26 protein-coding genes and 1 pseudogene are annotated in these 21,770 nt (G+C 39.4%); 22 read left to right on the top strand and 5 right to left on the bottom strand.

The genetic code is table 11. The features are described 5' to 3' along the window. Positions 1 to 14: 14 nt before the first annotated feature. The 19 genes and pseudogenes from DPG01_RS00700 to DPG01_RS00610 all read left to right on the top strand — a co-directional run bounded on the left by DPG01_RS00700 (position 15) and on the right by DPG01_RS00610 (position 13,424). Complete coding sequence (locus tag DPG01_RS00700; RefSeq protein ID WP_110973872.1) at positions 15 to 1,442, top strand: HEPN domain-containing protein; 1,428 nt, start codon at positions 15 to 17, stop codon at positions 1,440 to 1,442. 153 nt (positions 1,443 to 1,595) lie between these two features. Next, positions 1,596 to 1,721, top strand: a pseudogene (locus DPG01_RS18990) (zinc ribbon-containing protein); the annotation flags it as partial. Between the two features lie 357 nt (positions 1,722 to 2,078). Continuing rightward, on the top strand, positions 2,079 to 2,222 hold the full coding sequence (locus DPG01_RS00690; protein ID WP_004695201.1) for a zinc ribbon-containing protein: 144 nt from the start codon (positions 2,079 to 2,081) through the stop codon (positions 2,220 to 2,222). Between the two features lie 119 nt (positions 2,223 to 2,341). Beyond that, the gene (locus tag DPG01_RS00685) at positions 2,342 to 2,917 is read left to right on the top strand and encodes a DUF4126 domain-containing protein (RefSeq protein WP_110973871.1); all 576 of its coding nucleotides are present in this window, start codon (positions 2,342 to 2,344) and stop codon (positions 2,915 to 2,917) included. A 233-nt stretch (positions 2,918 to 3,150) separates the two neighbouring features. Next, positions 3,151 to 3,357 carry a hypothetical protein gene (locus tag DPG01_RS00680; RefSeq protein ID WP_110973870.1) on the top strand — a complete coding sequence of 69 codons (207 nt, stop codon included), beginning with the start codon at positions 3,151 to 3,153 and terminating at the stop codon, positions 3,355 to 3,357. Positions 3,358 to 3,641: 284 nt separating this feature from the next. Then, positions 3,642 to 4,298, top strand: a complete 657-nt coding sequence (locus DPG01_RS00675; RefSeq protein WP_228156949.1) for a hypothetical protein — start codon at positions 3,642 to 3,644, stop codon at positions 4,296 to 4,298. Positions 4,299 to 4,383: 85 nt separating this feature from the next. Beyond that, positions 4,384 to 4,656: a hypothetical protein gene (locus tag DPG01_RS00670; RefSeq protein ID WP_110973869.1), complete on the top strand. Its 273-nt coding sequence runs from the start codon at positions 4,384 to 4,386 to the stop codon at positions 4,654 to 4,656. Positions 4,657 to 5,211: 555 nt separating this feature from the next. Continuing rightward, positions 5,212 to 5,610, top strand: coding sequence for a VOC family protein (locus DPG01_RS00665; protein ID WP_110973868.1), 399 nt, complete (start codon positions 5,212 to 5,214; stop codon positions 5,608 to 5,610). Between the two features lie 628 nt (positions 5,611 to 6,238). After that, positions 6,239 to 6,904 carry an RluA family pseudouridine synthase gene (locus DPG01_RS00660; RefSeq protein WP_110973867.1) on the top strand — a complete coding sequence of 222 codons (666 nt, stop codon included), beginning with the start codon at positions 6,239 to 6,241 and terminating at the stop codon, positions 6,902 to 6,904. A gap of 285 nt (positions 6,905 to 7,189) precedes the next feature. Beyond that, positions 7,190 to 8,146, top strand: coding sequence for a DUF5660 family protein (locus tag DPG01_RS00655; RefSeq protein WP_110973866.1), 957 nt, complete (start codon positions 7,190 to 7,192; stop codon positions 8,144 to 8,146). A gap of 150 nt (positions 8,147 to 8,296) precedes the next feature. Continuing rightward, on the top strand, positions 8,297 to 8,689 hold the full coding sequence (locus tag DPG01_RS00650) for a ribonuclease E inhibitor RraB (protein ID WP_086208762.1): 393 nt from the start codon (positions 8,297 to 8,299) through the stop codon (positions 8,687 to 8,689). 131 nt (positions 8,690 to 8,820) lie between these two features. Beyond that, positions 8,821 to 9,270: an SRPBCC family protein gene (locus DPG01_RS00645; protein WP_171327316.1), complete on the top strand. Its 450-nt coding sequence runs from the start codon at positions 8,821 to 8,823 to the stop codon at positions 9,268 to 9,270. 59 nt (positions 9,271 to 9,329) lie between these two features. Continuing rightward, on the top strand, positions 9,330 to 9,680 hold the full coding sequence (locus tag DPG01_RS00640; protein ID WP_110973865.1) for a DUF488 domain-containing protein: 351 nt from the start codon (positions 9,330 to 9,332) through the stop codon (positions 9,678 to 9,680). 177 nt (positions 9,681 to 9,857) lie between these two features. Then, on the top strand, positions 9,858 to 10,196 hold the full coding sequence (locus DPG01_RS00635; protein ID WP_110973864.1) for a zinc ribbon domain-containing protein YjdM: 339 nt from the start codon (positions 9,858 to 9,860) through the stop codon (positions 10,194 to 10,196). A 139-nt stretch (positions 10,197 to 10,335) separates the two neighbouring features. Further along, positions 10,336 to 10,701, top strand: coding sequence for a 5-carboxymethyl-2-hydroxymuconate Delta-isomerase (locus DPG01_RS00630; RefSeq protein ID WP_110973863.1), 366 nt, complete (start codon positions 10,336 to 10,338; stop codon positions 10,699 to 10,701). A 234-nt stretch (positions 10,702 to 10,935) separates the two neighbouring features. Continuing rightward, on the top strand, positions 10,936 to 11,271 hold the full coding sequence (locus DPG01_RS00625; RefSeq protein WP_110973862.1) for a YegP family protein: 336 nt from the start codon (positions 10,936 to 10,938) through the stop codon (positions 11,269 to 11,271). Positions 11,272 to 11,381: 110 nt separating this feature from the next. Next, on the top strand, positions 11,382 to 11,828 hold the full coding sequence (locus tag DPG01_RS00620) for a YybH family protein (protein ID WP_110973913.1): 447 nt from the start codon (positions 11,382 to 11,384) through the stop codon (positions 11,826 to 11,828). 96 nt (positions 11,829 to 11,924) lie between these two features. Further along, positions 11,925 to 12,329, top strand: coding sequence for an NUDIX hydrolase (locus DPG01_RS00615; RefSeq protein ID WP_110973912.1), 405 nt, complete (start codon positions 11,925 to 11,927; stop codon positions 12,327 to 12,329). 39 nt (positions 12,330 to 12,368) lie between these two features. Continuing rightward, entirely contained in the window at positions 12,369 to 13,424 is a 1,056-nt protein-coding gene (locus DPG01_RS00610; protein WP_110973861.1) for a DUF1176 domain-containing protein, read from the top strand. Here the strand turns inward: DPG01_RS00610 and DPG01_RS00605 are convergent. Continuing rightward, on the bottom strand, positions 13,421 to 14,356 hold the full coding sequence (locus DPG01_RS00605; protein ID WP_110973860.1) for a tRNA dihydrouridine synthase: 936 nt from the start codon (positions 14,354 to 14,356) through the stop codon (positions 13,421 to 13,423). The genes DPG01_RS00610 and DPG01_RS00605 overlap by 4 nt on opposite strands. Before the next feature lie 62 nt (positions 14,357 to 14,418). After that, positions 14,419 to 16,005: an ATP-binding cassette domain-containing protein gene (locus DPG01_RS00600; protein WP_110973859.1), complete on the bottom strand. Its 1,587-nt coding sequence runs from the start codon at positions 16,003 to 16,005 to the stop codon at positions 14,419 to 14,421. Between the two features lie 478 nt (positions 16,006 to 16,483). Between DPG01_RS00600 and DPG01_RS00595 the strand changes: the two genes are divergently transcribed. Then, the gene (locus tag DPG01_RS00595) at positions 16,484 to 16,873 is read left to right on the top strand and encodes a hypothetical protein (protein ID WP_058870186.1); all 390 of its coding nucleotides are present in this window, start codon (positions 16,484 to 16,486) and stop codon (positions 16,871 to 16,873) included. 230 nt (positions 16,874 to 17,103) lie between these two features. Here the strand turns inward: DPG01_RS00595 and DPG01_RS00590 are convergent, their stop codons facing one another. After that, on the bottom strand, positions 17,104 to 17,913 hold the full coding sequence (locus DPG01_RS00590) for a cytochrome C assembly family protein (protein ID WP_110973858.1): 810 nt from the start codon (positions 17,911 to 17,913) through the stop codon (positions 17,104 to 17,106). 138 nt (positions 17,914 to 18,051) lie between these two features. On the opposite strand from DPG01_RS00590, the gene ffh reads away from it, so the two are divergent. Both ffh and DPG01_RS00580 read left to right on the top strand, forming a co-directional pair. Further along, positions 18,052 to 19,458: a signal recognition particle protein gene (ffh, locus tag DPG01_RS00585; protein WP_086208751.1), complete on the top strand. Its 1,407-nt coding sequence runs from the start codon at positions 18,052 to 18,054 to the stop codon at positions 19,456 to 19,458. 186 nt (positions 19,459 to 19,644) lie between these two features. Then, the gene (locus DPG01_RS00580) at positions 19,645 to 20,250 is read left to right on the top strand and encodes an RBBP9/YdeN family alpha/beta hydrolase (RefSeq protein WP_110973857.1); all 606 of its coding nucleotides are present in this window, start codon (positions 19,645 to 19,647) and stop codon (positions 20,248 to 20,250) included. Here DPG01_RS00580 and DPG01_RS00575 read toward each other — a convergent pair. Together DPG01_RS00575 and DPG01_RS00570 are read right to left on the bottom strand one after the other, a co-directional pair. Next, entirely contained in the window at positions 20,241 to 20,972 is a 732-nt protein-coding gene (locus DPG01_RS00575) for a type III pantothenate kinase (RefSeq protein WP_110973856.1), read from the bottom strand. The genes DPG01_RS00580 and DPG01_RS00575 overlap by 10 nt on opposite strands. Positions 20,973 to 20,989: 17 nt before the next feature. After that, positions 20,990 to 21,745 carry a biotin--[acetyl-CoA-carboxylase] ligase gene (locus DPG01_RS00570; protein ID WP_110973855.1) on the bottom strand — a complete coding sequence of 252 codons (756 nt, stop codon included), beginning with the start codon at positions 21,743 to 21,745 and terminating at the stop codon, positions 20,990 to 20,992. Positions 21,746 to 21,770: the final 25 nt, after the last annotated feature.

The following is a 21,770-nucleotide window of genomic DNA, read 5'->3' as shown; positions in this document are numbered from 1 at the left end:
TAGGAAAATACAGCATGGCTATAAAACAAAGTAAAAGGGAACAATTAACTGATTTGATTTTAGAATGTATAAGGGAAGTATTTCCTGTACTTATTGATAGAATAAACCAGAAAAAATACATTTTATCTTATAGCAATTTCCCTACGCTTAGTTTTGCAGAAAATGGTTTTCCAAGATTGAATAGCAATTCTTTTGGAAATAATGGGCCTAAGGATTTTGCTAGTTTATTTAGAGGTTATGGAGGAAATCCTGAGATAGATTGGAACAATTTTTCAACTTTAATAGAGCTTTATAGTTTCATACGTGAAGATGAGGAGTTACTGAGCTATTTTGGGCTTAGTTTAAAGATCGAAGTTCCTAATATTGATTTTAATAAAAGTAATGTGCAATTTTTAATAGAAGATATTTTAGATAAGTATATACATACTTATGGTTGTGACTTTAATCTTGCAAATTTTTTAGAAATTATAGGGTTAAGAATTAATTTTGCATTTTTAGAAGAATTACCTATTACAATATATGTACCAATACTCTTTTTAAAATTTTATATCGAAAAATATCATTTAATGGATGGAATAAGTATTGAGAAGTTATCTGATCAGTTACATTTATGTAGAGCAGAAGCTAAATCTCATAATGTTTTAGTGCATGATTGTGTGTTAGCAGGAGCTACTCATGCCTTAGTTATAAAAAATTATTTTGTTAAGAATGAAAGTAAAGAAGCTTATGAATGTTTATCTTATAAAGATGCATATCCTAATACAATAATTCAAAATTTTTTTAGTGCATTAAGATTAGTTAATAACGATAAAACCGGCTATGCGCAGATATTCTCAGAATCCGAAAATTGGACATCTGGATTTAAGGAAAAATTACCAAATATACATGGTTGCAGTGTCAGAGAATTTCCCAATGAATTTGAATTAGATCGTTATTGGTTATATCAAAGTTTTCCTACTCTTGATCTAGAGCAGTTAGAGAAAGTTAAATATTTTTATGGAAAATTAGCAAATAATAATCATAAAAGTATTCCAATAGCTTTAAAACGATTAAATAGTTGCCTGCTTAGACATGACGAGGAAGATAGGGTATTAGATGCCACGATTGCTTTAGAAGTTTTACTTTCAGACGATGGTAATACTGAAATGACCCATAAATTAGCATTGCGCATTGCAGCGTTATCAAAATTAGATAAGGAATGTAAAGAAATACCTAAGGAAATTTTTAGTAAAGTAAAAAAAATCTATTCCTATAGATCGGGCATCGTTCATGGAACTAAAGATTTAACAAAAACTAGGACTATTAAAATTCCAGAGAGTGTTGAATTAAAAACGGTAGATGTTGCTATTAATATTTTAAAAATGGTTTTACGAGTTCTGCTATCCAACGATAAATATTTGGATGCTAAAAAAATTGATGAGGAATTATTGTTGGGTAGTTAAGTCTAATATTGATTTTTATATTATAGCTGTACTTAAAAAGTAAGATGTACGATCAATATTCGACAATTCTTCTGATGTTTTTATTTGACCCATACAACCTCAAAAGCTTGTCTATACTCTGTTCACCATTTCTAAAACACATGAAGAACAAAAATGGTAACTGCTGGCGAAAAACCTGGAACAGGCTTCTATTTTTGTGTTCAATGCGGACACCGCGCTTATTTAGAAATTGGTACAGACCGTTTACCCCCGTGTACCAAATGCCTTGGCCATCAATTTAACAACAAGATTGCCTACGTTGCACACTGCGAACAGTTATCACTGTTTTGAATCAAGCCCTGTCATTAGATAGGGCTTTTTATTTGTTGGAAGAAGTGTTTTGGATAAGCTAAAAATGGATGCCATGACTCAAATGCATCTCAGCTTAAACGAATGCACTTATGATTCAGCGCTCTAAAGACAACAATATAAGCTACTGACAGCACTTTCATGACTAAATTTTATTTAGCTTAGCTATTTTTGAAATACATCATTTTTTACATTTATGACGCCATCATTTGTCAAAATGATCAATAGACATCCATCATAAAATGCATATACTAGGGATACCATTTTCTAAACATATGGAGAACAAAAATGGTTACTGCTGGCGAAAAACCTGGAACAGGCTTCTATTTTTGTGTTCAATGCGGACACCGCGTCTACTTAGAAATTGGTACAGATCGTTTACCCCCGTGTACCAAATGCCAAGGCAATCAATTTAACAATAAGAATGCCTAAGCCAAAGATTTAACAGTTACCCACTGTTTTAAAGAAAAGCCCTATCACCCGATAGGGCTTTTTGCTAAGTTATAAGAAAAGATAAAAACATCCCAACTTAGGCCACACAGGAAAAGCACATGGAAACCATATTAGGACTTTGTATCGGCATTGGCTTAAGTGCTGCCTGTGGCTTTCGTGTCTTTGTCCCACTCTTGGTCATGAGTATTGCATCTATTCTGGGATGGTTCGAACCCATGCAAGGTTTTGAATGGTTAAACATGCCATCGGTATGCATCGCCTTAGCCATTGCAACCGTCTGTGAAATCGCAGCCTATTACATACCATGGGTCGACAATGCTTTAGACACCATTGCAACGCCAGCCGCGATGGTCGCAGGAACACTCACCACTATGGCGGTCAGCAGTGGGGAAATGTCGCAGTTTGCCAGTTGGGCCGCGGCAATCATTGTCGGTGGCGGTACAGCAGGTGCTGTGCAAATGAGTACGGTTGCCGTTCGAGGGGTTTCAACCGCGACGACAGGCGGGGTTGCCAACCCACTGGTGTCTACCGTGGAATGGGTGGGTGCCGTTTTACTGTCCGTGCTGTCATTACTGGTTCCTGTTTTAGTGGTGATTGTAGGCATTATTTTGGCGATCTGGGCCATACGTTGGTTTAAACGCAAAAAACAACAAAGTATCAGCACACACTTATAGTCTCGGGCATTTTCTTATAGCGTTGCTGGGTCTCTAAATTTTAAAAATAGAGTGGCTAATTTTTCGGTTATGTGGACGTTAGTCCTTTTAGCTTGATATGACTTAGGGCTCAGTTTCATCTTTAAAATAATGATTGATTTTCATACGCTATCCGTTTAATTTTATAAATACATACTTTTTGTATGGTTTTGTTTGTAGTTGAACTTTATAAAAATTATTTGGGGGAGCTGTAAATGATAAAATTTATTGTAAATGAACAGCCTAGTGAAAAAGGTGTACATCATATTCATAATGCATCCTTAGGCTGCGAAGACTTACCCAGCTCGGAGGATCAAATTCTGATTGGTTATTTTGCCAATTATGAGCTGGCTTATAAACGGGCAAGAATGAACTGGCCCAGAGAAAAAGTTGAAGGTTGTGACAAGTGCTGTTTCGGGTGAGAAGCATCAAAAAGCTTTGCAAGTCGCAAAGCTTTTTTTGTTTTAGGCGGTATTTGAAATTCAGATAAAGCTTATACCCCAGCTTTAGCTTTAAGCCGTAAATTAATGAAAATACATCTCTTAAATTGTTTGTTTATGCTGATCATAGAATATCAACAGTCTGTACGTTCTATTCAAGCTTATAATGCTGATGGATAAAAAGTCAGGTCTGATGTTTTCTCATAATTTTAAGGATATTTATGCCTAAGTCTTTCATGGTGGTTTTGCTTGGTGTGATTGCATTGATGAGTTCATCTTCATTGGTTTATGCAGATACCACTTTGAGTACAGCAGAAAAACAGCTAAAAAAAGACAGCATTCGTTATAAGGCCTATATTCCTACGAGCTATACCTTATTTGAAGCTATTCAAGGAGACTTAAACAAGGATGGCTTAAAAGATGTGGTTTTAATCGTCAAAGCTACGGATCCGAAACAATGGATCACCGATGAATACCGAGGAAAACTAGACCGCAACCGCCGTGGTGTGGTTGTGCTGTTGAATGTGAAAGGGCACTACCAAAAAGTCGTTCAGAATTTGTCTCTATTTTCCTCGGAAAATGAAGATGGTGGTGTGTACTTTGCCCCTGAGTTGGTGCCCTCTATCGAAAAAGGCTTGTTAAAACTGCATTATGCACATGGTCGTTATGGATATTGGGCCTACCAGTTTCGTTTAGAGGGGCGTGATATGCGCCTGATTGGTTATGACAGTTCAGATAATTTTGGCCCCTATGTGAACAGTGAAACCAGTGTTAATTTTCTTACCGCGAAGAAGCTCGTCAGAGAAAACATCAATAAAGACCTTGATAGCGACCCTAAATTTAAAGAAATATGGAGCAAGGTGAATATTGCTCCGATGTATTTGAGCAAAATTCAGGACATCGACGATCTTAGTTTTGAGTAGCCTTGGCGTGGTTTTTGCTAAGTTAATTTTAATGAATATGCTTTGATATATTGTGTGAGCATGATGAAAAGATATAGGGGAGATGATGGAAAATAAAGAAATGGCGTTGATTGAAAATGAGAAACCGAAACTGAGTACAGTTGCGCATCTCATGGCAGGTTGGCCTTTATTTTTAGTGATCATTGGGGGTGCAATCGGCGGAGCCTTAGCTGTGGTTGCGTATGTAATTAACCGAAAAATCTATCTGTCTCAGCTTAGTAATTTGCAGAAAGTTTTAGCGAACTTACTCTGTGGTATGTCCGCGATCAGTTTGTGGTGGTTTATTGCAACGTGGCTGCAAGGCTATATGGGGACTTAATGTTTTGAGCAGTTTAATGCCAAGAAACCGAATAAGACTGAACGTATGCAATGAAATAGAATAAAAAACTGCTGATGTGTGTAAATTTCCTTTGTTTTTTTGAATTTTTGGAAATTTTTTTCATCCTATGACGAAATAAGCAAATCTTAGGAATTTTATTTCGTATCATTTTGCCTAATATAACGTTCAAGGGCACAGGAATCGAAAAGAGTAGTTTGCGACTCGTTATCTATCAGATCAGCGTCGTACTTACCCACAAGGTCTCGATTCAGCTTAGGACGCTATAGATTATCCATTTATAGGCAAAAGTTTAGAACTTACCCAGTTTTAATCGTTGAAGTTATCTCCTGATCCCAAAAAATCATAAAGTTTTATTTCTTAAATATTTTTATCCCCTTTTTTTCAAATTATCTCAAAATATTACACTGAATCAGTAGTGTGTGAGCATTGTAATGTTTCACAAATGCCTATCTAAAAACGTCTAATTCATAACACAGAAAAGCATAAGCTTCTGCTATAACTATTTATGAAAAGTCGGATACGCATGGAATAACAATGAAAATATATGTCACCAGCATCATGGTCGATAGCCAAGAAAAAGCCTGTCAGTTTTATACAGAAAAACTCGGTTTTAAAGTGAAACATGATGTACCTGTGGGGGATTATCGTTGGCTGACCTTGGTTTCACCCGAAAGTCCAGAGGGCGTTGAACTGCTACTGGAACCTGATGCACATCCCGCAGCACAGCCGTTTAAAACCGCACTCAAGGCAGATCTGATTCCCTATACTTCTTTTCAAGTGGATGACCTTGATATGGAATATGAGCGCCTGAAAAAATTAGGGGTACATTTTACCGTAGCTCCCACGCGAGCAGGCACAGTCAAGGTAGCGGTGTTTGATGATACTTGTGGCAATCTTATTCAATTGATGCAAATGTTCAAAAGTAATGAATGAGTAAGATATCTGCCTTTGAAGAAATAAAATCCTAAGAAAAGTGCTTTTATGTGCGAAAAAAATCATAAATTTGGTTCATTTGGGAAAATATTTTTTATATGAATAATAATCTAGGATTTTTTTCCAAAAACAGCCAAAAAGACTTTATCTTCGGGAAACAATCCCGTCCTTGGATTGTTAAATTATATCTCAAGGGTGTGACGGGATCGAAAAGAGTAGCATGCTACCAGTGGCGCAAAACGCGTGAGTAGTACTTACCCAAAAGGTCTTGATTCGGCTTAGGACGCTATAAATCAAAAGTTTATAGGCTATAAGATCATCACTTACAAAGTTATGATAGTTGAAGTAAACAACATGTTTTCCCAGACACCCTAAAAAATTTCTCCAATGAATAAACAGCAAAACAAAAATAAAATTCTAGATTTCTAACAAAGTTTAAGAAATCCTGCTGTTTCAGTTCCTCATGGATCATTTCATTCTTAAGCCTCTTATTCAGTACTGACCGATCAACTATGATTTACAGGGCGAAAAACCAATAGCCGAGAGAGTTTTCTATATTGGTGAGATGATTGACAGTAGAAACACAGCTTGTTATTTTTCGCGCTCGCTTTTCTATGCTGTTATTTTCATGGCTTTAAATGACAACTTTATTTATGCACCTCCCCAAGAAGACTTGGTGATCGTTTATGAAGACGATGATTTGGTGGTGATTGAAAAGCCTGCGGGTTTGTTGTCGGTGCCAGGACGTTTACCAGAACACCAAGACAGTGCCTACTTACGGGTTTTAGCGCAGTATCCACATGCCAAAATTACCCATCGTTTAGATATGGCGACCTCGGGGATTTTAATGTTTGCCAAGCACCGCGATGCCGAAGTTGCGGTCAGTAAAATGTTCCAAGCTCGCACGGTGGATAAACACTATATTGCTTTAGTTCAAGGCCAGTTAGATGCTGAAGGCAGTGTTGACGTACCGTTGATTACCGACTGGGAAAACCGACCACGGCAGATTGTGCACTTCGAACTGGGCAAACCTGCAAAAACGCTTTATCAAGCCCTTAGTTATGACATTGAGACCGATATTACACGGGTTTTACTGACCCCGATTACAGGGCGTTCGCATCAGCTTCGTGTGCATATGCAATATATCGGGCATCCTATTACAGGGGACAAGCTCTATCATCCTGAACCGACAAGGAGTCCTTTAAAGCGTATGGCTCTACATGCCAGCTTTTTAGCCTTTAAACAGCCTTTAACAGGGGAGACTGTTACTATTCATGGGAACGTACCTTTTTAACCAAGACACATTTTTTAAGAAAAACGAGAAATACTTAAAATTTGGGATATAAAATTGCCCAAAACACAGCTAAGTTAGAGTGTAAAAGAGCCTCCTTAATGTATAGCGAATATGTCCATTTAAAGTGTCAGGTTATGTGCTTCTTCTTTGGATCAGGTATTGCTGAGTAATTTGAGATGGGCTGAGAGTACGTTTGTCTGTTATAAGGCTCGCCGTTCAATTTACAAGCTATCTAATAGATGAGCCTCAAAAAATAAAAATGACTTTCCCTTTGGGAGATAGGCTATGTTTTATCTACTTGCTGTCATGATTGCATTACTCAGTACGATTATTTTTTGGCAACTCAGGCGCAGTCTCGCTCACAAAAAGCAGATTGAAATTTTAGAATGTAATTTAGAGCGCAGTCGAAATACCTTAGAGGCTTACGAACAACAACAGCATGAATTACAACATCGACTGACGAGTTTAAGAATTGAAGTGGGAACACTCAGACAACGTGAACAAGCGCTAAGTCATTATCAAGAAATCATTGATGTCGAACATTATGTGATTGAACGGCTGAGCCAAGTGGAGTTGTTTGCAGAAACGGTTAAATTTGACGCCGAACAGATGCTCAATCAATGTCGACAACGGATTGAAAAAGTAAATCACTTCTTATCGGAATACGAGCTCAAAGCCAAAGAAACCATCATGCAACGGGCAAAGGAAAAGTTAGGCGCATTTTTTCACATGGCAGAAGAACGAGAGCAGTTGGCTGAAATTTCTAAAGCATTAAACAATAAAATTGAAACACACAGCCACATTTACCAACTGCCTTCAGAGCAGTTATTAGATGAACTCATCGAAGGCTATGGGAAAACGGATGCGGCCAATCATTTACTCAAAGTCCGTCAGCAGGTGATTCGTGCTGTAGAACATAATCAAGTGGTCACTTGTGCATTTTTGGATGAGCATCGGCATTTATCCGCCATCGCACTGCTTTCTCAGTTATTTAACAGCAAAGCAGACTTTTATTTACAACGCGTTGCTCAAGACAATCTCGGTTTGCTACTTCAAGCACTGCGCGATGACTTTACTTTAATTAATCACTATGGTGCTGTCTTTGGTCATGCCCGTATTATGGATCATTATCTTGCGCTACGGTTAGAAGAGTTGAAATTTACAGCTTTATTGAACAGTTTAAAAACGGGGGATGTGCAAGGACAAAGCCACATTGTGCTTGAACATCGAGTTGTACAATAAAGTTGAAAATAGATAGAAAAAGAAAGTGTAAAAATTGGCAGAAAAAATCAGATCCACCTGCTAAAAAATGAGCAAATTATGCTATGTTGAAGTCACTATTTTGTCACTTGCCAACGTTATATTGGCTCAAAAGATAACAAGGACATTCGCATGACACGTGATTTTGAATTATATCCAGATGATGACAACGGAAATGTACTTTGGCAAATGGCTGAGGATGGTGATGATCTGTCAGAGCCGCATGAAATAGAATATTCGATTGCCTTTCAAGATCAGTCGCAAGCTGAAAAGTGTGCACTGTATTTACTACAAGAAGAACAAAAAATTACCTTATTTGTCGATGAGGACAATGATGTTTCCGAATGGATCATTACCATTTATGTCTATATGGAACCTGAGTATTCTGACATTGTCGACTTAGAACAGTGGTTTACCAAAATTGCAGAGCAGTTTGGTGGTGAATACGATGGTTGGGGCTGTATGGCGTATGTCTATGATGATGAAGAAGATGACGACGAAAACTATGAGCAAGGCCAAGCTTAGGTCAGCACTAAATTAAAAGCATGTTGAAAAACATGCTTTTTTATTTGCTCTATATTTACGCACAATAACGCTACAGTTTCTAATTTCTAGCGTTTTAAACTAAACATGAATATTTGAAAAGAACGAGAAAAATGATGTCAAATAGTGTTCAGTTACACCGCGTATTTAGTGCACCTGTCGAGCGTGTCTATCGTGCTTTTACCCATGCAGATGCTTTAGTAAAATGGATGGCACCGCATGGTTTCACGGCTCATGTGGAGCAGTTTGATGTACGCGAGGGTGGTCAATATCGTATGTTTTTTACCAACTTTAGTACAGGCATGCAGCATTCATTTCATGGTACCTATCATGAAATCATTGAAAATAACTTATTACGCTATACCGATGAATTTGATGTACCTGAACTGGCAGGTAAAATTGAAGTCCGTGTAGAGTTTAAAGAGGTCCCTGTAGGAACAGAAGTCCATATCACACAGTCTGGTTTACCAGAAGTGATTCCTGTCGATGGCTGTTATCTGGGGTGGCAAGAGTCATTGCAACTCTTGGCTTTTTTAGTGAATCCAGACATTCCCGATGAATAATACTTCGTCATCGTTGAACAATTGAATAAGTTGCACAAAAGAATAAAAAGGAGTTTTGCATGCCAATACGCATGAAGCGGATTTATGCACCTGTTGAAGCCGAAGATGGTAAGCGTGTTTTGGTTGATCGGCTATGGCCACGAGGAGTCTCAAAGCTTGAAGCCCAAATAGATCTGTGGTCAAAAAACTTAACCCCGTCCAATGAGCTGCGGAAATGGTATCACCAAGACATGGTGGCACACTGGGATGAGTTTAAGGTCCGTTATATGAAAGAACTGGAAGCACATCCCAGCGAGTTGAATGACTTACGGCAACTGGCATTGCAAGAGCAGATCACGTTACTTACCGCAGCTAAAGAAGAACAGCATAACCATGTGGTGATTTTGAAGCAGTGCTTGGAGCAAAAATAAGCTTAGGATGAGTGTTCTACGGGTAAAATTTACTTTAATCATGCATCAACGTTGTTTCTACAGAAGCAAAACCAAAGCCATAAAATAAATACGTGATTCACATTGTTTTAGCCTGAATAATGCTATATTGGCGCTTTGAGCAATGCGAATTGCTTATTTTTTATTTTTGAGGTTTTTATGTCTTTACCCAACTGCCCAAAGTGCCAGTCCGAATATACTTATGAAGATGGTGATTTGCTGATCTGCCCTGAATGTTCAAACGAATGGAAAGAGGGGGAATCTACCGAAGAAGTGGTGGCAATTAAAGATGCCAATGGCAACTTACTCGCTGATGGTGATACAGTAACGGTAATTAAAGATTTAAAAATTAAAGGTTCGTCGTCTGTGGTAAAAGTCGGAACTAAAGTGAAAAATATTCGTTTGCTACCTGATGCTGCAGATGGTCATGATATTGATTGTAAGATTGACGGTGTTGGCGCGATGAAACTCAAGTCTGAGTATGTGAAAAAAGCCTAATGCGCTGAGTTTACAGTTAGCAATTAAAATGGAGTCAATAGGACTCCATTTTTTGTTTTAAACGATTTTGAAAGTAGATGAATTGTTTAAACAAGTGCACAGCATGTTATAAAGATAAAAAACTGTTGAAGAATACGTTATGCCTCATATCCACCTTGAGTACTCAGATAATATAGACACTCTCGAAGTTAAACCGATGTTGTTGGCTTTAAACCAAGCTTTGCTTGATGGTGAGTTTGTACAATCGGGCAATGAAGTGAAAAGTCGTGCCATCAAACAATCCGATTTTGTGATTGGGGTAGATGGAGACGCAGAAGCTTATTTACATGCCAAAGTCTCTTTACTTAGTGGTCGAGATGAAGCCACGCAATCTGCTATTTCCAAGCTCTTACTTAAAACATTGCAGCAAAATTTTAAAGTTCCGACCGATTTAGCTGTACAAATATGCGTAGAAATTATTGAAATGCCAAGAAATAGCTATAGTAAATTGGTGCTAAAAGCCTAAAGTAGTTTAAGGATAATCAACCGTTTCAGCCGAGTTGAGAAAATGCAGTGTTGGCATTTTGATGTTGTCATGCATTATTCATATAGCGCTGTTATTTTAAAAAAAATAAAGATGGGTAAGGCAATAAATGGCTTTTTTTTATAAAAGAAGTCATTTATATTTTATAAAATTGGATGGTTTTTTATTCAAATCTGATTTATTTATTATTGCTTTAAAATAACAAGAGGTGAGCTTATGTCAGGATGGTACGAACTCAGTCAGGCAAATGACGGTCAATATCGCTTTGTTTTGAAAGCGGGAAATGGAGAAGTCATTTTAACCAGTGAACTGTATAAAGCAAAAGCGTCAGCCCATAATGGAATTGAGTCAGTTCAGAAAAATAGTCCAGATGATGCGCGTTATGATCGCTTAGAAGCCAAAAATGGTAAGCCTTATTTTAACTTAAAGGCTGCCAACCATCAGATTATTGGAACCAGTCAGTTTTATGCTACGGAGCAGTCACGCGATAAAGGCATTGAGTCTGTAAAAAACAATGGTGCAAGCGCCACAATTAAAGATTTAACAGCTTAATTTGCTATTAAATTATTGATGGGTTTAAGAATTTAAAAAAATCGCGTGTTAGCTAAGGAAGGCGCACGCGTTTTTTTATGGGTATTTTATGCGCATTGTTGGAGCACTATGTGGATGTACGATTAATTGGAGATGAGCATGCGGGGCATGAGATTATCTTCAAACTCAAGCAGTGGGATGATGCCATTTGTAAAATGGATGTACAAAATATTATTCGTCTTTGCCAGAGTGATGTCAGTTTGTTTGATATTGGATTTGAGTTACAAGGCGTACAAGCCTATCAGGAACTATGGCGACGCTATGCACCATTTTTTCATGGTGAAGTGAAGGTTTTTAGGCGTAGCCTGAATATTTTTAGTCGTGATGGTTTGGCCTTTGTTCATTGTTATTCCAAACTTGATCATGCCAGTGGGGTGGCTACTCCAGAGATCCCTTGGTGCCGAACGACACTGTGTTTTCAAAAAACGGCTGGAGAGTGGTTGGTTGTACATCAACATATTTCAGTGCCTGTCGATTTTGAGACACAAATGTCGAAGCCGATCTACTTTCCTGATTGATGAAAAACTGAAAGGCAGAGGCTTTACAGGGGTTAATCAATTCATGTTCAGACTGTGTTTTAATGAATGAATGTAGCTTTGACCAACGGAAAGTGTATGGCATTCCACGATTTTTACCGACTAAGCTCTCATGCGGTCATCACCAATGCTGTAGGGCAGGTTTTATTACTGAAAGCCAATTATGCTGATCAGGCTTGGGGTTTACCAGGTGGTGCATTAGACATGGGTGAAACCATTCATCAAGCGTTACTGCGAGAGTGCCAAGAAGAACTCAGTTGTGAGGTCCAAATTGATTATTTATCGGGTGTGTATTTTCATGCGGCAGTGACTTCACATGCGTTTATTTTTAGATGCCATTTGGCTGCATCGACCGAGATTAAGCTGAGCGATGAACATACGGCCTATGCATGGTTTGATTTAGATCAACTGTCTAAAGTGCAACGGATTCGTGTTGAAGACTGTTTAAATTATACAGGTGCGGTACAGAGCCGAAGTTTTTAAGCACAGGGTTAATATTCCACGCAAGCGGAGTGAAGTCATATGTTGAATAAAACGTTAGGAACACTAAGCCATTCACTCTTGGGCGCTGTTTTGATCAGCACCTTAACTCAACTGGCTTATGCAGATACGGGGAGTTACTTTATACATAAGGACTGGGAACTTGCCTGTGATAATACGGGTATGTGCCGTGCGGCAGGCTATCAGAGTGATGCTCAGTTTGGTCAACCAGTATCTTTACTGATTTCTCGTCCCGCAGGTGCAGGCGGTGCAGTGCTTATCCAACTTCAGATAGAAGAAGACTTAGTGCAAAATATGGAGGCAAATCTGAGTGTTGGCGCTACTTCGTTGGGAAGAGCCACCTTTGATGCCCACAAAAGTACCGCAAAACTGTCCAGTGCTCAAAGTACGCAGTTGCTAAAGGCCTTGGTGGGTGCAGAAGATATTCGTCTCACGACCCAAGCACAGCAATGGCAAATTTCAACCGCAGGGGCAAATGCTGTTTTGCTCAAAATGGATGATATACAAAAGCGGGTAAATACACCGAATGCCATCTATCAAAAAGGCAATCAGTCTGAGCAAAATGTTTTACAACCCAAAGCCATCCCTAAAATTGGCATTACAGGATATCGACCTGCGGTTGCCAGCCACTTTGCCGTGGACAGTAAAAATGCCCATCAACTCTTTAAAAAGTTAAAAGCAAAAACAGATGAACAAGACTGTCCAAATCTCTATGAGGCGCGGTTTTTTGAGGATGATCGGGTTTCAGTCTATCCGCTGAATGCGGAACAAGTGGTGGTTCAAGTACCATGTTGGCGTGGGGCATACAATGAAGGTCTAGGCTACTGGGTCATGGACAAAGCTTTACAAAAAGTCCAGCAGCAAGTTACCACATCAGGCTCAAGTTTTAGTGAGGCGCAAATTTTCTCAGAACAAAAAGGGCGGGGCATTGCTGACTGTGGTATTCGTTCTGAGTGGGCTTGGAATGGACAGGCTTTTGTTCTCAGCTATCAGGCACAATCGCAGCAATGTAAAGGCTTTGCGGGTGGGGCATGGAACTTACCGACTTATGTGGCGATCGTTGCGCGAACGGATTAAGTCGCGCTTGTATTTAGTTTGAGAATAATGTCATCTAGTGGCTTAATACGTTTGACTTCATCCCATAAAGCTTTGGCTTCAGGATAATGTTTAGACATCATGCCCAACCATTGCTTATAACGTCCGACCATATTCATTTCTTTCTTATACCCGCCGTTTAAGAAACGGATTTGTAAGGTCAATAGCTCATTCCATGTCAGTAGAGGTGTATCAGTATTTTGACGAATACATTGGGTCAAATCGGGGGTAGTCACGGCACCACGTCCAATCATCAAATCTTCACAGCCAGACTCTAAGCGACACTGTTTCGCGTCTGCATTGTTCCAAATTTCACCATTGGCAATCACATTGATCTTTAAGGCTTCACGAATCGGGCGGAGTTGATCCCAAAAAGCGGGTGGGGTATAACCATCGGCTTTGGTCCGTGCATGCACGGTAACCCAAGCCGCACCTGCGTCTTCAATGGCATGAGCATTGTCCAACATAAAATGTCGGTCCATATAGCCTAAGCGCATTTTCGCAGAAACAGGAATGTGCGCAGGAACCGCATCACGTACTGCTTTGACCAGTTCATGCACCACTTCTGGCTCATCTAAAAGCACCGAGCCACCACGGTGACGGTTCACGGTTTTGGCTGGACAACCAAAGTTCATATCAATGGCGGGTGCACCGAGTTTCACAGCACGGATGGCATTGGCAGCCAACATTTCAGGATCATTACCTAAAAATTGAACATGCACGGGTGTTCCCGCTGCCGTTTTTCCGTCATGCAGTAATTCAGGGCAATACTGATGAAAAATATGATCAGGTAAAACCGAATTGGTCACACGGATAAACTCGGTCACACACCAGTCGAAGCTACCTACAGACGTGAGCACATCACGCATGATTGGGTCGGTTAAGCCTTCCATCGGTGCAAGGATGAGTTTCACAGCGGTGTCACCAGTCAAATAGAAAAACGGTGTTATACGCAAATCCGATCACGCTGTCCAGTCTAATGCGTTTGGGTTAAATCGAAATAGTTTTGAATCAGTGTCTCCTCGACAAAGGCATCATCATGTGAAACTAAAATAACCGCCCCTATAAAATCGCGAATAGCCTGTGCCAACAGTTGTCTTGAGTCGATGTCGAGATGATTTTCGGGTTCGTCTAGTAACAGTAAGTCCACAGGCTGTGCTGCGAGACTGATACACAGTAAGGCAACTTTGAGTTGTTCACCGCCACTGAGTAGTGAGATGGGAAGCAGAGCCTTATCTCGTCGAATTCGAAGTTGGCCCAATTGATTTCGACACTCTTCATCAGACAAAGACGGATTCAATAATTGTAAATTGTGTACCGCATTCAGTTTTGGATTCAGCAGACTAAAGTTTTGATCTAAATATAACGATGCTCCTCGCTTGAAAATCTCTCCCGATTGAATATGGCTATGATTTTGGATGGTACGAAGTAAAGTCGACTTACCTGAACCATTTTGGCCGCGCAGTTGGATTTTTTCTCCGCTATATAAAGCAAAAGAAATATGCGAGATAGAGAGTGTGGTTAAAACCACATCTTTTAAACGAAGAATTTCACCAGTTTGTTGAGGTTGAAAATGGAAATCAAACTTTTGTGACTTCATCTGTTCTAGCTGTTGCTGTTTGTTTTTGAGTTCGTCTTGCGCTTGTTCCTTTTGGCGAAGTTGTTGCTGCGCGACTCCCGATAGCGCTTGACTGGCACGTTCTTTTTTAAAGTCGAGCAGGATTTTGGCTTGAGAACCTGAGCTTCGTAATTTCTGCCCAGACTTTTGCCTTTTCTGGGCTTTCATGCGTTGTTCATGCTGTTGGACTTGTAATTGTTTAAGTTCGCGTTTCTCTTGCGAGATGTTGTGTAGTAACGCCTGCTGTTGTTGCTCTGCTTGTGACTGATACTCGGCATAGTTGCAACGGAAATGTTGCAAGCCAAAATCATTTAAAACATAGGTGTTGGGGATTTGATTTAACAATGTGCGGTCATGGCTAATGACTAAACAGCCCGCAGGATGTTGAAGGATTTTTTGGCTTAACCACACACGACTTTCATGATCTAAGTGATTACTGGGTTCATCAAGAAGTAAATAATGCTCAGTTTGTAAAAATAGGCGGCACAGTGCCAGTTTGGTTTTCTGACCTTCACTTAGTTGAGAAACCGAGCTGGATAGATCTGTAGGTAAGTTTGCACTTTTCAGTAATTTTAACCATTCAGAGGGTTGATGCCATGCATGTTCGACGCGGTCATAGTCTTCAAAGCTTGCGATAGATTGTTCAATACGCTGAAAACTTGCATGCAGGTCAGCAATATTAAGGGCTTCGGCAAGCGTACAGTTGCTTAAACGTTCGAGCTGGCTTAAGTGGGAAAATGGCATATGCCAAATCACTTCGCCACTCGCATAATTGGGTCTGTGCGCTTGAGCGAGTAAGGACATTAATATTGATTTGCCTTGACCATTACGTCCGATCAGGGCTGAACATTGGGCAGCGGGCAATTCAAAGTTTAAATGCTGAAAAAGTGCTTCATGAGTAAATTGAACGCTTAGGTTTTTTACGGTACAGGCCTGTTGGGTCATTGAAGACTCCTTTATACAGGACATACAAAATAAATTTTTATATAGAAATATAGAGTAGTAAATAAGTTTATTTTGCACGTCAGAAAACAAATAAATTAGATTTGACGGAAAATAAGACTTACTTCATTGGCATTACTCTAAGTAGAAGGTAGAAGAAGGGAGGCGTAATAGTTTTGTCAGTATAACAGGTGGGTGAAAAATAATCTATTTGCATTATTCTAATTATAAATTTAAGGATGATTTATCAATACTATTGGCTACAGGAGCTTCGTCATAGACGCATAAATCTTTCACAGACCGTGATTGATTGGGGGGAATTAGTCAATTATGGAGGGGATGAGTTTATCTACATTGTCATTGGCCAAAAGCATTGTGTTCTGTTTTAGTGTTATTGCGTATAGGCTCTATAATGTTAAATGGAATAAAATTTTGATCAAGTTTCTTTTATAATAAATGAAAATTTAGGATATTAAAAATAATGAAATTACTAAGCTTTATACTGTTATTTATTAGTAGCAGTTGTTTTGCTTTATCTGGTGACGAATTCGATCAACAGTATCGACATTTGAATGGTGAACTCAATAAAGCTGTAATTAATAATATGATCTATTCTAGAGATTATGATGATAAAGAGGTTCCACTTTCAGAACAATTGGAATCTAAAAGTAAGTGGTGTGATTTAACCAAAGCTAGAGTAAATTTATTGGATTTTGTGATTCAGAATTTCTCTGCTTATAAAGCATGGGTGAAGCAAAACAATCTTGATGATGATTCTAATTTGGATGATTTTAATAAGTTTCATAACAATCAGCAGAAATCATATATTGGCTGTCAGCTAAATCTGGAAGAATACCGATTAAAAATGTAATTAAATTATAAATACTAAGATGAGAGCTAGATGTTAATTTTAGAAAAACTAGAATTAACATCATCACTGTATACAGAATTTATTGCATAAGTTTTTATAAATCAATTAATTAAATTTTGATGGAAGCTCAGTTTGCCTAAGCTGGGCTTTTCTGTTGGGCCATTATGTTATACATCTACTTTTTGAGTAAAGTACTGTATCTTTAATAAAGCGAACTCAACGAAAAGACGTCATCGACCTAAAATCATTTCCAATACAAACTTAGATCCGATAAAACCGACAGCCAATAAAAAGAATCCAATTAAGGTAAAGCGAATCGCTTTTTGACCTCGCCAACCGAAACGGTAATGTCCGATGAGCAAAGCCCCATACACAAACCAAGAAATAATACTAAAAGCGGTCTTATGTGCCAGATGTTGGGCAAAAAAGTTGTCAATGGTAAAGAAACCAAACATCAACGCCACAGTCAGTAAAATAAAACCCGTTTTAATCAAGTCAAACAATAAAGATTCCATCGCTTGAAAAGAGGGCAGTAAGTTGACCCAAAAGCGTTTCTTTTGTTTGTTTTTTAACTCACGATCTTGGAACCATAAAATCACGGCTTGTATGGTCGCCATGAGGAGTACTGCATAGGCCGACAGCGATAAAATAATATGAATATCTAGGCCCAATGAGCGCTGTTCAATAAATTGAGTGGACTGACTAAAGGCAAAACCTAAAATAAGTCCTGTCGCGGCCACAGGGATGCCAATCAGGTTCAAAGCTAAAATTGGACGATAAGTACTATAAAGTAGACTGAGTAACAGCATGAGCCCCGATGTAAATGACATTAAGACGAAAACGTCATAATTCACTCCCATTGGCGTGAGCATGTCATGGTACAAAACGGTTGCATGTAACAATAGGCCTAAGCCTAAAATAATACCAATAAACCAATGGTTTGGATCACGTTTAGCCATTAATTTGATAAACAAATACCAAAAAGAGGTGGTATAGGCAACTAATGCTAAGATGGTATAAACCAAGGGCAGGCTAATCATGTCAAACCTTTTTCAGGATGATGAATATTCATTTATATAAATTCGGTGCGAACTACAGTATCCTATAGCATTCTATGCATAAATTTTCTATTTTAAGAAAGATTTTTTTGCAACTAGCAATTTTAAGCGGATTTTGCAATGTTTGATACCTTAACGGAACGACTCACGCAGAGTTTAAGAAATGTTACTGGCTCTGGGCAGCTAACCGAAGACAATATTAAAGATACCCTACGTGAAGTACGTATGGCACTTCTTGAAGCCGATGTTGCACTTCCTGTAACTCGTGAATTTATCGCGAAAGTTAAGGAAGAGGCGTTGGGTCAGGAAGTGATGACTCAATTATCGCCGGGCCAAGCATTTGTTAAAATCGTGCATGACGAATTAACAAAAATGATGGGCGAGGCCAATGAAAGCCTTGATCTTGCAGCAAAACCTCCTGTTGTGGTCCTACTTGCGGGCTTACAAGGTGCAGGTAAAACAACAACGGCTGCAAAACTAGCTCGCTTCTTACAAGAACGCCAAAAGAAAAAAGTAGCGATGGTGTCTGCCGACGTTTACCGTCCAGCAGCAATTAAACAGCTACAAACCGTTGCAGGTGAGGTCGGTGCGATTTTCTTTGAATCGAGTGCTGACGAAAAACCGATTACTATTGCAACGCGTGCAATTGAACAGGCCAAAATTCAGTTTGCGGATGTCTTGATTGTCGATACCGCAGGTCGTCTACACGTAGATGACGAAATGATGGACGAGATCAAAGAACTTCACGCGGCGATTAAGCCAACTGAAACTTTGTTCGTGGTCGATGCAATGACCGGTCAGGATGCGGCAAATACAGCCAAAGCCTTTAATGATGCATTACCATTAACGGGCGTGATTCTGACTAAAACTGATGGTGATGCACGTGGTGGTGCGGCGCTTTCAGTACGTGCCATCACAGGTAAGCCAATCAAATTCTTAGGTATGGGTGAAAAGCTCGATGCCTTAGAGCCATTCCATCCTGAACGTGTTGCACAGCGTATCTTAGGTATGGGTGACGTACTTTCTTTGGTCGAAGAGCTTGAACGTAAAGTCGACAAAGAAAAAGCCGAAAAAATGGCGAAAAAACTGCAAAAAGGTGGCAGCTTCAACTTTGAAGATATGCTAATGCAGTTTGAGCAAATGAATAAAATGGGCGGCATGATGGGCTTCTTGGATAAGCTACCTGGCATGAGTAATGCAGGGATCCAAGATGCGTTGGCACAAGCGAACCCTGAAAAGCAAGTGAAAAAGATGGAAGCGATTATCCAGTCGATGACCATCAAAGAACGTCGTAACCCAGACCTGATGAACCCAAGCCGTAAAAAGCGCATTGCAGCAGGCTGCGGTATGGATGTGGTTGAAGTCAATAAGTTGATTAAACAACATGCACAAATGGCGAAGATGATGAAGAAATTTGCTAATCCATCAGGCATGGCAAAAATGATGAAATCATTAGGTGGCTTGCAAAAGCAATTTGGTGGCGGTGGTGCGGGACCATTGTTCGGTGGAAATGACAAGAAAAAATAAGTCAGCTTTCACAATGAGATGAGTAAAAAAGGCGCGTATGCGCCTTTTTTACGTCTGTAATCTATGCAACAAGAGGATAGAGCTAGTTTCTTCAGTAACAAGGGGAATAACAAAAACGCACTGTTTATGGACTGAAAGTTGCGTAAAATTTATTCGTTTAAAACATTATAATAAGAAGCTAGAAAAATGAGTAAATCTAAACAACATATTTACATCGTGCATGGTTATCAGGGATCTCCCAATGATCATTGGTTTCCATGGCTAAGCCAAAAACTTACCCAGATAGATGCTCACTTGGCCGTTAAGCGTTTGGTATTGCCACATAGTAATACACCGAATTTTGAAGAGTGGCAGCAGGCTTTAGCTTTGCAAATGTCAACTTTGGATGAAAACACCATTATTGTTGCGCATAGTTTGGGGTGTTTGGCAACTTTACATTACTTGAGTATTCAACTGCGGGAACGTCGAATTAAAGCCATTTACTGTATTGCAGGATTTAAAGCCCCTTTGAAGGCTGTTCCTGAGCTAGATAGCTTTATTGCTCAAGCGAAGTTAGACAGTGGGGTGTTACATTCACATATTGCTTCGCGTGTGGTGATGTTTTCAAATAACGATCCTTTTGTTCCACCCCCTTTCGTTTTGACTTTTGGACACTTTTTAAGTGCTGAAGTTCAGGAGGTAAAACGTGCAGGACATTTTATGGGAGAGGATGGTTATATTGAGTTTGAGTTGTTACTTAATAATTTAAAGCCTTTATTACTGTCTCAGACTGCGATTTCGACTCAAAATTGATACTGAATATAATATTGCAAGCCTTTGAGTAATAAATCATTTTCAATGCAAGGTGCATAATGTTCCAAATAACGTGCAAATATAGGAGCATCGCCACCAGTTAAAATCAGTTGACGTGGGGACTGCTGTAAAACCTTTTCAATGGTACTGACGAGACCAAGTAAAATTCCATGATGCACGGCGTCGATGGTATTACGACCAGGCCCAAGTTGATCAAAAGCTGCATCTGGAATTTTAATACCTTTGGTGTTTTGAATGAGTGAATCACGTTGTAGGTAAAGATTTGGTAAAATATATCCACCTAAGTGTTGTAACCCATCAGCCAAGTCAATGGTCAGCGCTGTACCACAGCTAATGACACAATAGTTCTGCCTAGCATCGCGTGCTACAGCCAGTACTTGTAGCCAACGGTCAATTCCGAGCTGTTCAGGTTTTTCATAGCCACACTGTAGACCCGCATAGCTCGCCTGTACTTGGGCAAAGGTGATGGGTACATTTAAGCTTTTTAGAAGCTTGTTGATTCGGTCGTTATTTTTTTTGTCCTGAACCGAAGATACCCCAATCTGCTGAATATTTAAGTTTTTAAAATGTTGAATCAGTCCTAAAAGTAAGTCAGCAGGGGATTGTAAATGTAACTCAGCACCTTGTTCTATGATGCGATCTTCCTGCGTAATCCAATATTTCAGCCGCGTATTGCCAATATCTAACCATAGATTTTTCATGATAATCCTCGGTCTATTTAAATGACGGATGTTGGGCGCAAGCGGCCTTGGTAAAAGCATTCAACACCATTCGCGGTCTGAATTTGTACTGCACCATCATCTTGAATGCCTAAGAATATACCTTGAGATAGACCTTTCATATGCTCAAATTCAACCTGTTGCTGCATGAAGGCTGCATAATGGTTAAAACGTGAAGCTAAATTGGCACTATTATGAGAAAACCATAAGCCTGCTTGTTGAATGGCCAGATACAGTTCTGCCATTAAGTGAATTCGATTTGGTTGGGCTAAACCAAGCTGTTCAAGTGAACTGGTGGCTTGATCGAGCTGGGTATCTTCGACTTGATTGATATTGATGCCCACCCCAATGATCGCTTGGTGGCTCGATAGCGGTTCAACTAAAATTCCGCCCCATTTGCCTTGTGCACTATATAGGTCATTTGGCCATTTCACTTGCAAAGCTAAACCTTGTAAGCTCGGCATTTGTAAAATATTGAGCGCAACTTCTAAAGCCAAGCGCCCATCTATAGGTGCTTTGCTTTGTAACAATGTGCTTAAATAGATGTTTCCTTCTGGGGACACCCATTGTCGTTGGCGTTGTCCACGGCCGTGTGTTTGCCGTGTGCTACACACTAAAACACTCTGAATCCCTTTTTGTGCAATTTCTCGCACATCGTCATTGGTGGATGTGGTAACTGGTTTTAGCAATAAAACTTCAGGGAGTTGCTGTGCTTCAGCGAGAAGTTGTTGTAATTGGCGTGTCTCTAAATCCATATGAATCTGAGAAAAGTGGAAATGA

Origin of the sequence: Acinetobacter sp. WCHAc060042, from assembly GCF_003231195.1 — a bacterium.
GTDB lineage: Bacteria > Pseudomonadota > Gammaproteobacteria > Pseudomonadales > Moraxellaceae > Acinetobacter.
This window is presented reverse-complemented; position numbering and strand designations above follow the sequence as displayed.

Bases quoted from the DNA above. Each gene is read 5' to 3' on its own strand.
- DPG01_RS00690 (WP_004695201.1), top strand. From the start codon at position 2,079: ATGGTTACTGCTGGCGAAAAACCTGGAACAGGCTTCTATTTTTGTGTT.
- DPG01_RS00625 (WP_110973862.1), top strand. From the start codon at position 10,936: ATGTCAGGATGGTACGAACTCAGTCAGGCAAATGACGGTCAATATCGC.
- DPG01_RS00650 (WP_086208762.1), top strand. From the start codon at position 8,297: ATGACACGTGATTTTGAATTATATCCAGATGATGACAACGGAAATGTA.
- DPG01_RS00630 (WP_110973863.1), top strand. From the start codon at position 10,336: ATGCCTCATATCCACCTTGAGTACTCAGATAATATAGACACTCTCGAA.
- DPG01_RS00640 (WP_110973865.1), top strand. From the start codon at position 9,330: ATGCCAATACGCATGAAGCGGATTTATGCACCTGTTGAAGCCGAAGAT.
- DPG01_RS00660 (WP_110973867.1), top strand. From the start codon at position 6,239: ATGGCTTTAAATGACAACTTTATTTATGCACCTCCCCAAGAAGACTTG.
- DPG01_RS00580 (WP_110973857.1), top strand. From the start codon at position 19,645: ATGAGTAAATCTAAACAACATATTTACATCGTGCATGGTTATCAGGGA.
- DPG01_RS00575 (WP_110973856.1), bottom strand. From the start codon at position 20,972: ATGAAAAATCTATGGTTAGATATTGGCAATACGCGGCTGAAATATTGG.
- DPG01_RS00635 (WP_110973864.1), top strand. From the start codon at position 9,858: ATGTCTTTACCCAACTGCCCAAAGTGCCAGTCCGAATATACTTATGAA.
- DPG01_RS00595 (WP_058870186.1), top strand. From the start codon at position 16,484: ATGAAATTACTAAGCTTTATACTGTTATTTATTAGTAGCAGTTGTTTT.
- DPG01_RS00685 (WP_110973871.1), top strand. From the start codon at position 2,342: ATGGAAACCATATTAGGACTTTGTATCGGCATTGGCTTAAGTGCTGCC.
- DPG01_RS00610 (WP_110973861.1), top strand. From the start codon at position 12,369: ATGTTGAATAAAACGTTAGGAACACTAAGCCATTCACTCTTGGGCGCT.
- DPG01_RS00570 (WP_110973855.1), bottom strand. From the start codon at position 21,745: ATGGATTTAGAGACACGCCAATTACAACAACTTCTCGCTGAAGCACAG.
- DPG01_RS00590 (WP_110973858.1), bottom strand. From the start codon at position 17,913: ATGATTAGCCTGCCCTTGGTTTATACCATCTTAGCATTAGTTGCCTAT.
- DPG01_RS00670 (WP_110973869.1), top strand. From the start codon at position 4,384: ATGGAAAATAAAGAAATGGCGTTGATTGAAAATGAGAAACCGAAACTG.
- ffh (WP_086208751.1), top strand. From the start codon at position 18,052: ATGTTTGATACCTTAACGGAACGACTCACGCAGAGTTTAAGAAATGTT.
- DPG01_RS00645 (WP_171327316.1), top strand. From the start codon at position 8,821: ATGATGTCAAATAGTGTTCAGTTACACCGCGTATTTAGTGCACCTGTC.
- DPG01_RS00615 (WP_110973912.1), top strand. From the start codon at position 11,925: ATGGCATTCCACGATTTTTACCGACTAAGCTCTCATGCGGTCATCACC.
- DPG01_RS00675 (WP_228156949.1), top strand. From the start codon at position 3,642: ATGAGTTCATCTTCATTGGTTTATGCAGATACCACTTTGAGTACAGCA.
- DPG01_RS00600 (WP_110973859.1), bottom strand. From the start codon at position 16,005: ATGACCCAACAGGCCTGTACCGTAAAAAACCTAAGCGTTCAATTTACT.
- DPG01_RS00655 (WP_110973866.1), top strand. From the start codon at position 7,190: ATGTTTTATCTACTTGCTGTCATGATTGCATTACTCAGTACGATTATT.
- DPG01_RS00680 (WP_110973870.1), top strand. From the start codon at position 3,151: ATGATAAAATTTATTGTAAATGAACAGCCTAGTGAAAAAGGTGTACAT.
- DPG01_RS00665 (WP_110973868.1), top strand. From the start codon at position 5,212: ATGAAAATATATGTCACCAGCATCATGGTCGATAGCCAAGAAAAAGCC.
- DPG01_RS00700 (WP_110973872.1), top strand. From the start codon at position 15: ATGGCTATAAAACAAAGTAAAAGGGAACAATTAACTGATTTGATTTTA.